Raw genomic sequence first — 14,154 nt, 5'->3', positions numbered from 1 at the left:
ACGCTGTTACCTCAGAGGCTAAAAACTTTCGCCACAAGCTATTGAGCTTTTGTCAGCACTTGATCTACCGTCAAGTCGTTCAGCGAGGGAGCAACCAGATCGGCCTGAGTCAATACGTCCGGCGAGCCCAATCCCACCACAAACATGCCGCCCCGTTTACCGGCTTCCACACCCGCCACGGCATCTTCAAAGACAACGCATTCAGCCGGACTAACCTCTAGCTCAGCCGCTCCTTTGGTGAACACTTCCGGGTCGGGTTTGCCTTTGGTGATTTTTGTGCCGTCGATAATCGCATCGAAGGCGTCGGCCATGCCAATACGTTCCAGAATGAGCGGAGCATTTTTACTGACTGAACCAAGCGCCGTTTGCAATCCTGCTTTGCGAACCTGTGAGAAGAACGTGGCGACACCCGGCAGAATATCGTCGGATGTCATCCGGCTGACGAGTTCGAGATACCATTGATTCTTCTGGGCAGCCAGTTCATTTTTTTTCTCGTCGGAGAGAGTTAGGCCACCATGCGCCAAAATCAGATCCAGCGAATCCATGCGACTAACGCCTTTGAGTTGCTCATTAAATTCTTCCGAGATGTCAAACCCGAGTTCATTGGCAAGCCGTTTCCAGGCCTGGTAGTGGTAAATGGCCGTATCGACGATAACACCGTCGAGGTCGAAAAGAAAGGCACGAATAGGCATAGTGATTCAAGTTGTCGAGCGGCAAAAGTAGCCGATTCGATTGTGCCTTGATAACAACTTGAAAAAAGTAGTCTAAAAAGTATGGAAATCCGACTTCATCATTTTACTCTTGAAGGACAAAGTCTTGTCAGACAACCAATAGGAAACCCATATTACCCTAATTTACGGAAATTCACCCGCCGAATGGTGGCCTTTGTTTTAGTAAGCGACTCATTTCTTACAGCTTCAGTTCCAACACCAGCGCTGTTTTAGCGGGTAGTTTTACCAATTTCAAGTCGTTTATTGTTTCATCGGTCAATACGTTGCGGGCGGAACGAAAGCCATTCATCCGCTCGGCAAAGCGGGCCGTATCAAGCGAAATTTCTTTGTCGTTGGTATTGGTGGCTACCATCACGGTTTTAGCACCGTCATACCGGAAATAAACGTAAATACCTTCCTGCGGCAGAAATTGCATGAGTTTACCCGCGTGCATTACCGGATTATCACGCCGATACGTAGCTAGCTTACGCACAAATTGATACGCTTCATTTTCGCGGTCGGTACGTCCGGCGGTCTCGAACTTATTTTCTTTATCACCAGGAAAACCGCCCGGAAAATCACGGCGCACCTCGGCATCCGATGGATCTTTGAAGTTCTTCATTAGAATTTCGGTGCCGTAGTACATGGATGGAATGCCGCGCGTTGTCAGCAGCCATGTGAGGCCAATTTTGTATTTATCAAAATCTTCGCCAATGACCGAAAAATAGCGGTCCAGATCGTGATTATCCAGAAAGGTGACCAGCTTGGTTGGGTCTTCATAAACAACGTCCTGCGCCAGCGTCTCATAGACTGGAAACGCATCCCGGTTCTTTTGTTTCAGCGCATTGTTCGTGATCGCACTGAACAGCACAAAGTCGAGGCCGCCGGGCTGATTCGACTTGAACGGAAAATCAATTTTATTCCGAACATAATACGCCTGATCAACCACATTACTGACGGAGGACTCACCGAAAATGAGAATTTTTGGATACTGGTCCATCAACGCCTGATTGCAGCGATTCATGAACGGCATGTCGTTGTATAGATACGTATCCACCCGCCAGGCATCTATCCCGAAATTTTCAACGGTCCAGATCGCATGTTGGATCAGGAAATTAGCCACGAAGGGATTGCTATGGTTCAGGTCGGGCAGAAACGGCACAAACCAGCCGTCAACCGTGGTTTTACGGTCGATGGCCGAGGCATGAGGATCGGTAATGGGCTGTTGTTTATAGGACGTATTGGTGTACGTCGGCCACTGGTGTACCCAATCTTTGCCGGGCATGTCTTTAATGAACCAATGATTGACACCGACGTGATTGTATACCGCATCCTGGACAACTTTCAAACCAGCCGCATGAGCCGCCTTAATGAATGATGTATAAGCCTCGTTGCCGCCAAATCGTCGGTCTATGTTGTAATGATCGGTAAATCCGTATCCATGATACGCTGAGCGCATGGCCCCCCCCTCGTTGGTGAGCGGCTGATTATTTTCAAGCACGGGGGTAAACCAGATGGCCGTAACGCCAAGATCTTTCAGGTAATTGATACGTTGAGCAGCCCCGGCAAGATCGCCCCCGTGGCGGTAGAATGGGTTGGACCGGTCGGCGTTGGGATCGGCCATGTCTGCGAACTTATCGTTGTTTATATCGCCATTGGCAAACCGGTCGGGCATGGCTAAGTAAATAAAATCAGCCGCCGTAACACCACCCCCTTTCACGGTAGTCTCGCGTGCTTTCAGAGCAAATGGCTGGGTCAGGGTCTGGCTTCCACGCTTGCCTACAATTTGCAATGTACCGGGCTTGGCTGTGGCCGAAATCACTACGTCCAGAAACGCATAATTCGGATTTTCGACGGTATGCGCTTTCACCAGTTTCACACCCGGATAGCTGATCGTATAGGCCATCGTCCCGGCATTCGGGCCGTATATGAGTAATTGTACATTCGGGTTTTTCATACCCACCCACCAGTTTGTAGGATTGACGCGTTGAAGCTGGGTCTGTTGTGGGAAAGCTGGTCGAAAGACTGACAACAGGATCATCAGGAGACTAAACGTAAACTTCTTCATGGTAAGGTTGACAACGAATAGATTGATTATCAATTAAACTGAAAATAATGCAACAAGAACGCAAAATTAACGCACGATTTTCGCAAAAAAAGGCCATAGTTTTGCGTTCAGCTTCCTGATAACTTCCGTAATCTGAATTTGCTCGAACGTATGTATACCGCGTCTGTCGTCCCGGTGGTGGACAAACTGATCATTTATCAGATCTTCACCCGCTTGTTTGGTAACCAGAACATCACGAATCTACCTAATGGATCTCGTGACGAAAATGGTGTCGGCAAATTCAATGACATCAACGATGCGGCCTTGCAGTCGATCAGGCAGTTTGGCGCATCGCATGTTTGGTTCACGGGTATTGTTGAACACGCCACCCAGACCGATTATTCGGCACATGGCATTCACCCCGACGATCCGAACGTAGTGAAAGGGAAAGCCGGATCGCCCTACGCTGTAAAAGATTATTACGACGTTGATCCCGATCTGGCCGTTAGCGTGCCCGACCGCATGGCCGAGTTCGAAGCCCTGGTACAGCGTACGCATGCCTACGGATTAAAGGTTATTATTGATTTCGTTCCGAACCACGTCGCCCGCCAATATCATTCGGATGTTAAACCGGACTACGTAGTTGATTTGGGTCAGAACGACGACACGTCGGTGGCTTTTTCGCCGAATAACAATTATTATTATCTGCCGGGGCAAACGTTTGTAGCACCCGAATCCCCTGGCAGCACCTTGTTGTCGGAGTTTGACAAGGCCGACACTAACATACTGTCGGATAAGCTGCATGAATACCCCGCCAAAGTGACGGGCAGCGGCTCTATTACCGCTACGCCCGACATTAACGACTGGTACGAAACCGTTAAGATCAACTACGGCATCAATATTTTCGATGGGACTCACCACTTCGATCCGATCCCCGCTACCTGGCATCAGATGCTCGACATCCTGCTGTTCTGGGCCGAAAAAGGCGTCGATGGGTTCCGGTGCGACATGGCCCATCTGGTGCCCGTTGAATTCTGGCAGTGGGCTATTCGCCAGGTGAAACAACGGTATCCCCGCCTGATTTTTATTGCCGAGATTTATGATCCGGGTTTATACCGAACCTTCATTTTCGGGGGAGGATTTGATTATCTCTACGATAAAGTAGGTATGTATGACTCTGTACGGCGGCTGATGGAAGACCACGGTTCGTGCTACGACCTCACGCACGTATGGCAACAGGAGTCCGGCGACTTCCCGCAGCACATGCTTCGGTTTCTGGAAACGCACGATGAGCAACGTATTGCCTCCCGTTTTTTTACGAACGATCCCTGGGCAGCCATTCCGGCCATGACCCTAATTTCCACGATGCACACGGGGCCAATTCTGCTTTATTTCGGACAGGAAGTTGGCGTGCGGGCGGAAGGCGTCGAAGGCTTCAGCGGTGACGACGGCCGAACCACCATTTTCGATTACTGGGGCTTGCCCGACTGGCAGGGGTATTTGAATCAGGGCCGCTACGATGGTCATGAACTGACCGACGACCAGCGTAACCTGCGGGCGTTCTACCAGCAATTGAATTATCTGGTGAGTGGTTCCGACGCTATTCAGAATGGCTACTTTTATGACTTGCAGTACGTTAACGACAACGGGCAGAGTGAGGGCTACGACGCGCATAAACTGTATAGCTACTTACGCTTCAGCGATCGCCAGAAACTGCTCATCGTCTGTAATTTTTCTAACCAGATCACCTACGATACAACGATACGAATTCCTGTCTCTGCGTTTGAGGTGATGGGCCTGGATGCTAACAAAATCCATCAATTCAGCGATATTTTTCTGACCAACGATACCATTGATACCGTCGGTTCGGCGGGTGTGCCGCTGTTATTACCGCCCCGGAGCGTCAGAGTGCTGGAAATTAAGTCGTAGATTTGTGGTACTTTTCAGGTATTGCTCCGTCGAAAAGCAATGACTGAAATCACTCACCAATCTATGACGAAACTGTTTACGGGACTTTTCCTGCTGGTACTATCGTTCGCTGCTCACGCACAGGCGACTACGGATCTGCGTTCAATGACCGTTACAGGCGGTAAAACACTGGCCGAAACAACGATTAACATTGGTAAACAATTTCTGGGAAAACCTTACGTAGCGCATACGCTCGATACAAACCCTGGCGAGCAGTTAGTTATCAATCTGCGTGAATTTGATTGTACTACGTATCTAGAAACCGTACTGGCGCTTTCGCTGGCGGCCAACGATCTGGCAGATAAGCAGGACAGCACTCTTTTTGATCAGGCATTTCATAAGTATCTGACCAAACTGCGCTATCGGGACGGCCGGATTGATGGCTATGCCAGTCGCCTGCATTATTTTTCGGACTGGCTTCGCGATAATGAACGTAAAGGACTTCTGAGCGATGTAACCCGCGAATTAGCCGGTAGCCTAACCGTTGCCAAGCCAGTCTCTTATATGACTACGGCCACCTATAAATACCCGCATCTGAACAATCCCGCGGTCTTTAAACAGATTGCCCAGACCGAAGCGTCTCTTAGCCAGCAGTCGTTTTCGTTTATTCCATCCAAAAATATCCGGCTGGCGGAGGCCCAGCTTCAGGAAGGTGACATCATCATGCTGATGGCCGCCCGGCCGGGCCTGGATATGAAGCACGTTGGACTGGCAGTACGTCAACCCAACGGTCGAATTCACCTCCTGCATGCTTCCTCCGATCAGGGCGAGGTGGTTATTACGGCCTATCCGCTCAGTGACTACGTCCTTTGGCACAAACATATGTCGGGTATTCGCGTGGCTCGGCTGCGGCCAATTGCCCCCTTGACCACGGCCAGTGTAAACGGTAACTAATATCTAATCTAAGGTGAGTTGGGATTGGACCTGGCTCAATTCTCAATTTGATACACTCCTGGATAACGTATGTTATTCAGGAAATCAGCATTCCGAAAGGCTAAAGATGCCCTCTTTAGCCTTTCGGAATGCTCTATTTTAACACGCGCTCAACCTAAACGCTATATAATCCAGCTATTTAGATACCGTAAAAATAATCCCGTAAAAACCCTATTAAACTTCCGGTTAATTATATTTACAGACCTAACTTACCCTATGCAGTAGATGGACAAATTAGCTACAGCTAACACGGCTAAACACCGTAATACGACTATTCTAGTTGTTGAGGACAATGCAGATCAATGGTTCATTATCCGATGGGCTTTGCAACAGCGATTTCCAGAGGTAGATGCGATTTGGATGTCAGATGCCCATCAGACCATGCACTATCTTGACGCTTGTACGCAGGATATGAGGGAGTTACCCAGACTAATTCTGCTGGATTTGTATTTACCCCAACGCGAAATCGGATGGAGTTTACTACAGTTCATTAAGACGCATCATCTGTATCGGGAATTACCCGTTATTGTTCTGAGCCAGTCTGCCGACATAGAGGATATTAAGGAGTCGTATTTCTATCGCGGCAACTCCTACATTGTTAAGCCTTCCGGCTACGAGAAATGGCTGGAATGCTTTACCTACTTCCGTCATTACTGGTGGGATGCCGTTACTTTACCAAAATTCACTGAATGACCTATTTCGGGCTTCGCTACGTCTCAATATAGCGCAAAGCTACATTTTAGGGCTTCGGTTGAACTCCAGCCAATACCGGCATACAGATTGCATCGTTTCGGTGAGCTGATTCAACTCGGTAGGCTTATTCAGAAACGAATTCGCTCCAGCGTCATAACAGGCCCCTTTTTCTTCGGTGGACAGGCTACTGCTCATGATCACAGTTGGAATACGTCGCCATTGCAGGTGCTGTTTTAAATACGTCAGCGTTTGCAAACCGCTAAAATCAGGCATGTGCAAATCCAGCAGAATCAGACCCGGATGGACCAGACTATTCTCCTTTCTACCGGACCCAAAGGAGCCTGATTCTGTCAGAATACACTCATATAATTCGTATCCACTGGCGAAGAAACGGACGGCATATTGGGGCAAAGATCGTTTAAAGACCTGATTGACTAAAAACCTGTAGTCAGCCTCATCGTCAACAACATAAAGCATAGATTCGGCTGGCATTGGCATAATTGACTCTTTGGTTGCTTCGTTCTGGAACGTATAAAAAGTGGAAAAAGATACCTTCACTCCTGATATTCCCTTTACCTTATTCCGGCAATAACCGGTTTAAGGATATTGCCGGGGGAAAATTAGTTGAAAACGAGTGCCAACGCCCGCTTCACTTACTACGTCCATCTGGACATCCAGTAAGTCACAGAGTTGCCTCACAATCATCAGGCCAATCCCTTCACCAGAAGACGTATGTCCTTCTGACTGGCCTATCCAATCGAGACCAGGCCCAGTGTCAGTAATAGTAAGTTGCCATTTATGGGCAGTTGGTGCATCGCCCCATTGCACACGTACGTCTCCGGTTACCGTATATTTCAAGGCGTTAAGCAGCAGGTTTTGAGCAATGCGATGAATCTTGACCGAATCTCCATCAACGATCAATGGGCTGTCGCCCTCACCTTCCAGCCTTAGGTTACGCTCGTCGGCCAGGGGACGTACACTATCGATTAGCCCTTTCAGTAGCATGGCCACATCCAAAGTCGAAACCAAGCGCTGCTCCTGTCCGGCCTCCAGGCGGGAAAAATCCAGCAGTTCCGACAGCATTTGGGTCGCCTGCTTCATATTTCGCTGAAGTATATCCAGTATCTGGCTACGTTCTTCCTCGCTACTGGCCATATCCAGCAACGTAGCAGCCCCCTGGATAATGCCAAAGTTGCCCCTCAAATCGTGCGAGGTACTTCGCAGGAATTCACCCCGCTCCCGTAACTGCTGCCGAATCTGCACCAGCGTCTGTAGACTATCGTTCGACTTTTCCAGCTCGTTCAGCCAGTACTCCTGTTGTCGTTCGGCTTGCTTTATGAGGCTGATATCCAGCCCCGTTAACACGACACCATCATCATAGCGGTTCAAGGCGATACTCATCCAGCGGTCCTGCTTTTCATCATATCGCTCCTCGTAGACTGTTTCTTCCGTTTCCCGTACCCGACGAAGTTTCTCGAAGGTATTCTCCTGCCACAGGTTAATGGATAAGTCAGAAACCGAATGCCCAATTAGTTGATCTATTGCCTGTCCAGGCAATAGATCAACTAATTGGGAAAATTTCTGATTACAAACCACTAACTTAAAATCAATCAATTCATTGTTGTCATTGCGAACTCCCTTAAAAAAGCAAATTGCCGCTGGTGAACTGTTCAAAACTGCCTGTAAGTTCTCAGCATATCGCTCATTCTGCTTCTGCGCCTGTTCCAGATCCGTAATGTTACGGCCAATGGCCAATACGCTCTGCACCGAGCCATCGGGCGCAAACTCCGGCACCATCTGGGAAAAATAGTGGGCTTCGCCCTCAGGCGTCTGGAATGAATTATAATGAACCTGTTCCGAGCCAGTCTGAAACGTTTGCCTTAATTTTTCCATGTAAGGCCCCGCAACCGCTGTTGACTGGCCCATTTGCTGATTGGTTTTACCTAACAAATCTGCTAGAGGAGAACCCGTTTTATCTTCAAAAGCCGTATTTGCGAACAGCAATTTCAGCTCCCGATTCCAGCGGGTAATTATATCGGGCGTGTTATTGACCAGCGTCCGCAACTGTTCTTCGGCCCGTTTCCGGTCGGTAATGTCTAACGAAACCGACAAAAAACCATCACCAAACCGGGTAATCGACACCCAGTGCCAATCATACTGGCCGTTCCGTTCATAGGCGATTTCCTGAACGACAGGCAAACCCGTTTCAACAACCTGAACGTATACATCGAAATGACGGGCTTCGGTACTACCGGCAAATAAAGTGCGGTAACTGTGCCGTCTCAGATCATCGACAGAACGGTTCATGAACGAGGCCGATCGGCTGTTGACCTGAACCATGTTGAAATCAATGATTTTGGACGGACCCGACTGATAAGGTGTATCGACGGATTGGCTGCTCCGTTCACGCACAGCCTCAAACAACGTAATAGCCACGGGGGCATTGTCAAAAATACTGCCCATCAGGTTGTTGGCCTGGCTTAGCTTGCTGTTCGTTTGCTGCAGTTCGTTGGTACGTTCATAGACGCGTCGATCGAGTTCCTGGTTCAGTGTTTTCTGCAGATGAATATCCGTGCAACTGCCAATATAACCGCTGAAGATATTATCGGGCCCAAATGTGGGGGTAGCCTGCTCTACTATCCACCGGTATTCACCGTCGTGTCGTCGAAGCCGGTATTCCGTCGTGAAGGGTTCGCGTCTGGAAAAATGTTCATTAAACGCATCTAAATAACCAGTACGATCGCTGGGATGAATATTTTGCACCCATCCCTGCCCGGCTTCCTGATCAATCGGATGGTCGGTATAGGCTAACCAGGCCCGATTCAGAAACGTATACTGCTTGTCGGGGCCAGCCACCCAGATAAGCATAGGCGCGTTATCGGCGATATTGCGGAACCAGGCCTGTCGTTCTTCCAGCAGGAGCTGCGCCTGTTTATGATCGGTAATGTCCTCAATAGCCAGCAGAATAGCTTCCTGACGTTGCTGGTACACCACCTTGCGGGCATTGAGACGTAGTACTTTTTCGCCAATGTTTTGAAACTGATGCGTTACCTCGAAACCCTGAATGGAAATATCCTGATTAATCACATTTTCCAGCAGGTTGCGTAACTGGGCAAAATCCCACTGGCGGTTATCCAGTTCGTAGATCAGGTAGCCTTCCGTATCCTCTTCCCGCAACCGGAAGGTTTTATAAAAGGCCCGGTTGGCGCTCTTCACCCGTAAATCTTTGTCGAGCACAAGCGTTGCCTCCCGAATGGTGCCAAAGATTGCCTCAGAGTACCCGTACGCTTCAGACAGCTGGTCGTTTCGTACCTGCAACTCCTGGTTAATGGTCAGGAGTTCTTCATTGGTAGACTCAATCTCTTCTTTACTGGTTTCCAGTTCTTCGTTTATGCTCTGCAACTCTTCATTACTACTGACAATTTCCTCATTGGCCGATTGCAGTTCTTCATTGCTGGCTTCCTGCTCCTCAATGATCGAGCGCATATCCTCCCGCAGATTTTTGAGTTCATCTTCCAGCTGTTTTATTCGCTGATTGCGGGAATGCGCCGTTGGCGTCTCGATAACAACGGCGGGGATAATTTCTTCAAAAAGAACCAGAAACAGCCGCTCCTCCAACTCGGTTTTGAGCGGGATGGCTTCAATGGCAACGTAGTGCGTTTTGTCTTTTATCTGTATTTCAAGGCCCGTTTTACGTACTGACTGCCCTGATTTTTGTGCTTTATGGACCGTGCTGCGCAGATCGAAAGCCAGCGACGGACGTGCCATTTTCAGGAGGTTGAGGCTGGCCTTGCCCGGCGAAGGCTCCAGAAACAAACTGGTTGCCCCCCGAAACAGGAGAATTTCCAAATCCTGATTGACCACGACCGAAGCGGGCGTGAACTGAGTTAACAAGAGATTGTCGACTATTTTGTCTAGATCATTCCCGGGTGGATTAGTTGCCTTCATGGTAGCCTTAGGGGGTTCATAGTCTGCCATCCTGCCTGCCTTCTGGTCTAACTCCAGTAGCCGATCCATGGCAGGACGGGGATTCATTTCGAAATTGACTCGGCTGACAACATCATTCTTGCGGGCATAGATTTTATAATTCTTTTCCACCTGCGAAAACAAAGCACCCGACGACCCTACTGTTTCTGATTTCCCCAACACCAGGAATCCCTTGGGGTTCAGCGCATAGTGGAACGTAGCAATGGCTTTTCGCTGCAATACGTTGTCGGTATAAATCAACATATTACGGCAACTGACTAAATCAAGCCGCGAAAAAGGGGGGTCTTTGAACACATTATGTGGCGCAAACACACACAGATCCCGAACGGCCTTATTAATGCGGTAATGCTCTTCGGTCCTGGTAAAAAAGCGATGCAACCGCTTGGGCGACACATCCAGCATCTGGCTGCGGCTGTAGATACCCGTTCGCGCCTTGGCAATGGCAGACTCGCTCAGATCTGTCGCGAAAATATGAATAGCGGTGCTGGAGGCCCGGTCGCCCAGCACTTCCAGCAGCAAGATAGCTAAAGAATAAGCTTCTTCACCAGTTGAGCAGGCAGGCACCCAGACCCGGATGGGTTCGCGGGCTGGCTTACTCTTAACAAGTTGAGGAAACAGAACTTTTTCCAGGTAGTCCATCGTGTCGGCATCCCGAAAAAAGTTGGTGACATTTATCAGGAGGTCGTTATATAAAATGTGGGCCTCGGCGGTGTTTTGCTCGAGGTATTTGGCATATTCTCCGAGTGTCCCCAGTTTGTAGAGCAACATCCGCCGAATTATTCGGCGTTGGATGGTAGTTACTTTATAATGACTAAAATCGACTCCAACTATTCGGCGTAAAAAAGCAATAATGGTTCGAAGGTCTTCATCGGCTGCTATCGGCAGATCTTCCAGCGACTCGGCTACGGTTGTTTGCTGAAAAATATCTGATTGCTTGCTCAACCGATCCAGTTCGTCCGCAATTTCGGCGGGCGAAAGCACCATATCCACAACGCCCTCGCTGATAGCGGCTTTGGGCATGTTCTGAAAAGTGGCGGTTTCATCCTGAGCAAATGTGATGCCACCAGCTGCTTTGATGGCTTTAAGACCAATGGTTCCATCGGAATTCGTCCCCGAAAGCAAAACCCCAATGGCACCATCCCGCTGGCGTTCGGCCAGTGAGGCAAAAAAACCGTCGATAGGCATGTAAATAGTCGATCGACCTGCCCGCTGGCGCTGCTCGAGCGTCAATACGCCGTCAATGACCTCCATATCTTTATCGGGCGGAATAACATACACCTGATTGGGTTTGACCGGCTGAAGATGCTCAGCCTGAATAACCGGCATTTTCGTTACACGACCTAGTATTTCAGAAAGCGCACTTTCATAAGTAGGGTCAAGGTGTTGAATATATACATAAGCCAGTCCCGTAGTGGGCGACAGGTGTTTCAATAACTCAGAAACCGCTTCCAGCCCACCCGCCGAAGCGCCGATGGCAACAATTGGAACAGCTTTAGTCTTAGCTTTGGGGGCACTATCCGTATTACTTTCTTTTTTAGCCACTTTATTGCCATAAGGTATTCTCACTTAATAAACCAATTGTTGACCAGTGTGTTAAATGCCTAACGATTGTTTCAAGAAGCCTGAAAAATTAACAAATTTTACTGGTAAATAGAAATGGGTGTCTTCATATGCTCTTTATTTACCTCATTATGAGAATCGTATAATTATTGAAATTGTAATGCGAGAAATTATGGCAAAGCGAGACATTGTTGTTATAGGCGCGTCGGCAGGCGGAGTTTACGCTCTCAAGGAATTCGTAGCCTCCTTACCCAAAGACTTTCAGGCGTCCATTTTCATTGTTCTCCATATTTCACCTCACTCACCAAGTTTCCTACCCGACATTTTAAACCATTCAGGGCCAATTCTGGCAGCTCATCCGACAGACGGTGAGCCTATTCATACGGGACGTATATACGTAGCCCCCCCCGATCATCACATGCTGGTGGAATACGATCAGGTGATTGTCAAAAAAGGACCAAAAGAAAATCGGTTCCGCCCGTCCATTGATGCGTTGTTTCGCTCGGCGGCCTATACCTATGGCCCCCGCGTTATCGGCATCGTTTTGACGGGCATGCTCAATGATGGCACATCGGGAATGTGGTCGGTGAAGCGGTTAGGTGGCCTGGGGATTATTCAGGAACCCAAAGAAGCTTTGTACCCAAGCATGCCCGACAACGTACTGGAATACGTAGATGTGGATTACAGTGTTCCCGTCTCGGAAATGGCCGAACTACTACAAAAATTGATTCAGGAGACGGTGCCCGACAAACCAGAACTCGCTCCGGAAGAAGATAAACGGATGGAACTCGAGGTTAACATTGCGGCTCAGGACAATGCATTTGAAATGGGAATTCTGGAACTGGGTGAATTTACTCCCTTAACCTGTCCAGAGTGTAATGGTGCCCTCATTAGCCTCAAAGAAGGCAAACTGATACGTTATCGATGTCATACCGGTCATGCATTTACGGCCAGTTCGTTGTTAGCAGAGGTGGCAAAAAGCGTCGAAGAATCGTTCTGGAAAGGCATCCGTAGCCTGGAAGAAACGATTATTTTGCTCGAACAGTCGGGAAAGCAATTTGAGGAGGGTGGCAACAGTATTGCCGCCGAACAATTTTTTCGGAAAGCCCTGGAAACCAGAGAACGGGCTCGACAAGCGCATGAGTTTATTTATATACAGGAGGGAATTGGGGAAAACTAGCCTGTCTTTATTTTACTCATCGTCAGTTGGTTTCAACGCTATTTGCAAAACAACGCTGAGATAAAGCTTCGTCCTGTTGCTTTATCTCAACGATTGTGGCTACTGGCTGCTATATGAATGCAACTCCCTTTTGTCAAATCAGCGTTTCCTTTCTTCGCTCACTCAGCCGATGTGACGCTTATTTGGGTGTTGGCTCCACTTTAGGCTTGAGCACCCCTCGCGCAATGGGCTCTGGTTTCGACTTGGGCGTAACAAAACGTAGTAACATGGCCGTTGGGAACTCATCCTTGGGCAATTTAGTAATGAGCAATTGGTACGACCGGGTACCAACGACAAGATTGGAGTAGGTCATATTGCCTGATTCCTGCAAAAGTCCCCAGTTGGCAATCGGCTCTTTTGCCAGCAACGTCTCGTCTTCCTCCGACAATGTAGCAATGGCCGTATCAGGCAGGAAGCGTTTACCTGATACGCCCTCAATCACGGAAACGACAGCAGGTGGGGTAAGCGTTGCGGGCTTGGTTTGTGCCTCGGCTGACGCTCCCATCAACAGCAAGGCTAGCAGTATAGGTAGTCCTTTCATACTCATATAACTAACTCGGCCGCAAAGAGATTAAAATAAGGTAAAAATCTACTGACAGATTACCAGGAACACTAAAGCCGATTTATTACGTAGCGCCAAGGCTTTTTGTCTCTAAACTGATATTTTTTGTCCCAAAACTGAGCATTTAAGTCAGGGTATACCGGGAATTTTGTCCTGATCAATTGGCAGACAAATTAGTCACGATACAGCCCGCTTAAAGAAATGAACATCAAAAAAAGTCTACTGATACTAACCGGACTCGTCTATACCCTGGCGGTGTTGCCTAAATGCAATTCAAGCGCTGGTCAGGAAATGGCAAACACAAAGCAACTTACAACGACCGAACTACGATCCTATCTGGCTAGACTTCGTTTCCCGGAAGATTCAACCAGCCCACCTACGCCGGTTAGAACAAACGACGCGGCCCTTGTTTTTAGTCATGACGGGGATGTACGGGCCGAGCTTACCGAACGTAGTGAATAATTAACGAGGTAAC

Annotated in this window: 10 protein-coding genes; 5 read left to right on the top strand and 5 right to left on the bottom strand. The window is 48.6% G+C overall.

Annotated features, from left to right (window positions below; translation table 11 throughout):
• Window positions 1–38 precede the first annotated feature (38 nt).
• Together pgmB and BM202_RS08460 are read right to left on the bottom strand one after the other, a co-directional pair.
• Window positions 39–692 (bottom strand): beta-phosphoglucomutase, encoded by a 654-nt coding sequence (pgmB, locus tag BM202_RS08465; protein ID WP_093824890.1) that lies wholly within the window; start codon window positions 690–692, stop codon window positions 39–41.
• A gap of 217 nt (window positions 693–909) precedes the next feature.
• Entirely contained in the window at window positions 910–2,778 is a 1,869-nt protein-coding gene (locus BM202_RS08460) for an alpha-amylase family glycosyl hydrolase (protein ID WP_093824888.1), read from the bottom strand.
• A 150-nt stretch (window positions 2,779–2,928) separates the two neighbouring features.
• Here BM202_RS08460 and BM202_RS08455 point away from each other — a divergent pair, with 150 nt between their 5' ends.
• From BM202_RS08455 to BM202_RS08445, 3 genes are all read left to right on the top strand, one after another.
• Complete coding sequence (locus BM202_RS08455) at window positions 2,929–4,686, top strand: alpha-amylase family glycosyl hydrolase (protein ID WP_093824886.1); 1,758 nt, start codon at window positions 2,929–2,931, stop codon at window positions 4,684–4,686.
• A 63-nt stretch (window positions 4,687–4,749) separates the two neighbouring features.
• Window positions 4,750–5,619: an N-acetylmuramoyl-L-alanine amidase-like domain-containing protein gene (locus BM202_RS08450; RefSeq protein ID WP_093824884.1), complete on the top strand. Its 870-nt coding sequence runs from the start codon at window positions 4,750–4,752 to the stop codon at window positions 5,617–5,619.
• A 264-nt stretch (window positions 5,620–5,883) separates the two neighbouring features.
• Entirely contained in the window at window positions 5,884–6,351 is a 468-nt protein-coding gene (locus BM202_RS08445) for a response regulator (protein WP_093824882.1), read from the top strand.
• A gap of 39 nt (window positions 6,352–6,390) precedes the next feature.
• Here the strand turns inward: BM202_RS08445 and BM202_RS08440 are convergent, their stop codons facing one another.
• Window positions 6,391–6,843 carry a response regulator gene (locus BM202_RS08440; RefSeq protein ID WP_218160525.1) on the bottom strand — a complete coding sequence of 151 codons (453 nt, stop codon included), beginning with the start codon at window positions 6,841–6,843 and terminating at the stop codon, window positions 6,391–6,393.
• A 105-nt stretch (window positions 6,844–6,948) separates the two neighbouring features.
• A complete protein-coding gene (locus tag BM202_RS08435) occupies window positions 6,949–11,904 on the bottom strand; it encodes a chemotaxis protein CheB (RefSeq protein WP_245776571.1) in 4,956 nt (1,651 codons plus the stop codon).
• A gap of 166 nt (window positions 11,905–12,070) precedes the next feature.
• Between BM202_RS08435 and BM202_RS08430 the strand changes: the two genes are divergently transcribed.
• The gene (locus BM202_RS08430; RefSeq protein ID WP_093825200.1) at window positions 12,071–13,078 is read left to right on the top strand and encodes a chemotaxis protein CheB; all 1,008 of its coding nucleotides are present in this window, start codon (window positions 12,071–12,073) and stop codon (window positions 13,076–13,078) included.
• Between the two features lie 178 nt (window positions 13,079–13,256).
• On the opposite strand, the gene BM202_RS08425 is transcribed toward BM202_RS08430, so the two are convergent.
• Entirely contained in the window at window positions 13,257–13,658 is a 402-nt protein-coding gene (locus BM202_RS08425) for a hypothetical protein (RefSeq protein ID WP_093825198.1), read from the bottom strand.
• Window positions 13,659–13,880: 222 nt separating this feature from the next.
• Here BM202_RS08425 and BM202_RS08420 point away from each other — a divergent pair, with 222 nt between their 5' ends.
• The gene (locus BM202_RS08420) at window positions 13,881–14,141 is read left to right on the top strand and encodes a hypothetical protein (protein ID WP_093824875.1); all 261 of its coding nucleotides are present in this window, start codon (window positions 13,881–13,883) and stop codon (window positions 14,139–14,141) included.
• Window positions 14,142–14,154 lie beyond the last annotated feature (13 nt).

This window comes from Spirosoma endophyticum, from assembly GCF_900112365.1.
Classification (GTDB): domain Bacteria; phylum Bacteroidota; class Bacteroidia; order Cytophagales; family Spirosomataceae; genus Spirosoma; species Spirosoma endophyticum.
Note: the sequence above shows the minus strand (reverse complement) of the source record. Positions and strands in the feature narration are given on the sequence as shown.

Bases quoted from the DNA above. Each gene is read 5' to 3' on its own strand.
- BM202_RS08430 (WP_093825200.1), top strand. From the start codon at position 12,071: ATGGCAAAGCGAGACATTGTTGTTATAGGCGCGTCGGCAGGCGGAGTT.
- BM202_RS08460 (WP_093824888.1), bottom strand. From the start codon at position 2,778: ATGAAGAAGTTTACGTTTAGTCTCCTGATGATCCTGTTGTCAGTCTTT.
- pgmB (WP_093824890.1), bottom strand. From the start codon at position 692: ATGCCTATTCGTGCCTTTCTTTTCGACCTCGACGGTGTTATCGTCGAT.
- BM202_RS08440 (WP_218160525.1), bottom strand. From the start codon at position 6,843: ATGCCAGCCGAATCTATGCTTTATGTTGTTGACGATGAGGCTGACTAC.
- BM202_RS08445 (WP_093824882.1), top strand. From the start codon at position 5,884: ATGGACAAATTAGCTACAGCTAACACGGCTAAACACCGTAATACGACT.
- BM202_RS08455 (WP_093824886.1), top strand. From the start codon at position 2,929: ATGTATACCGCGTCTGTCGTCCCGGTGGTGGACAAACTGATCATTTAT.
- BM202_RS08450 (WP_093824884.1), top strand. From the start codon at position 4,750: ATGACGAAACTGTTTACGGGACTTTTCCTGCTGGTACTATCGTTCGCT.
- BM202_RS08420 (WP_093824875.1), top strand. From the start codon at position 13,881: ATGAACATCAAAAAAAGTCTACTGATACTAACCGGACTCGTCTATACC.
- BM202_RS08425 (WP_093825198.1), bottom strand. From the start codon at position 13,658: ATGAAAGGACTACCTATACTGCTAGCCTTGCTGTTGATGGGAGCGTCA.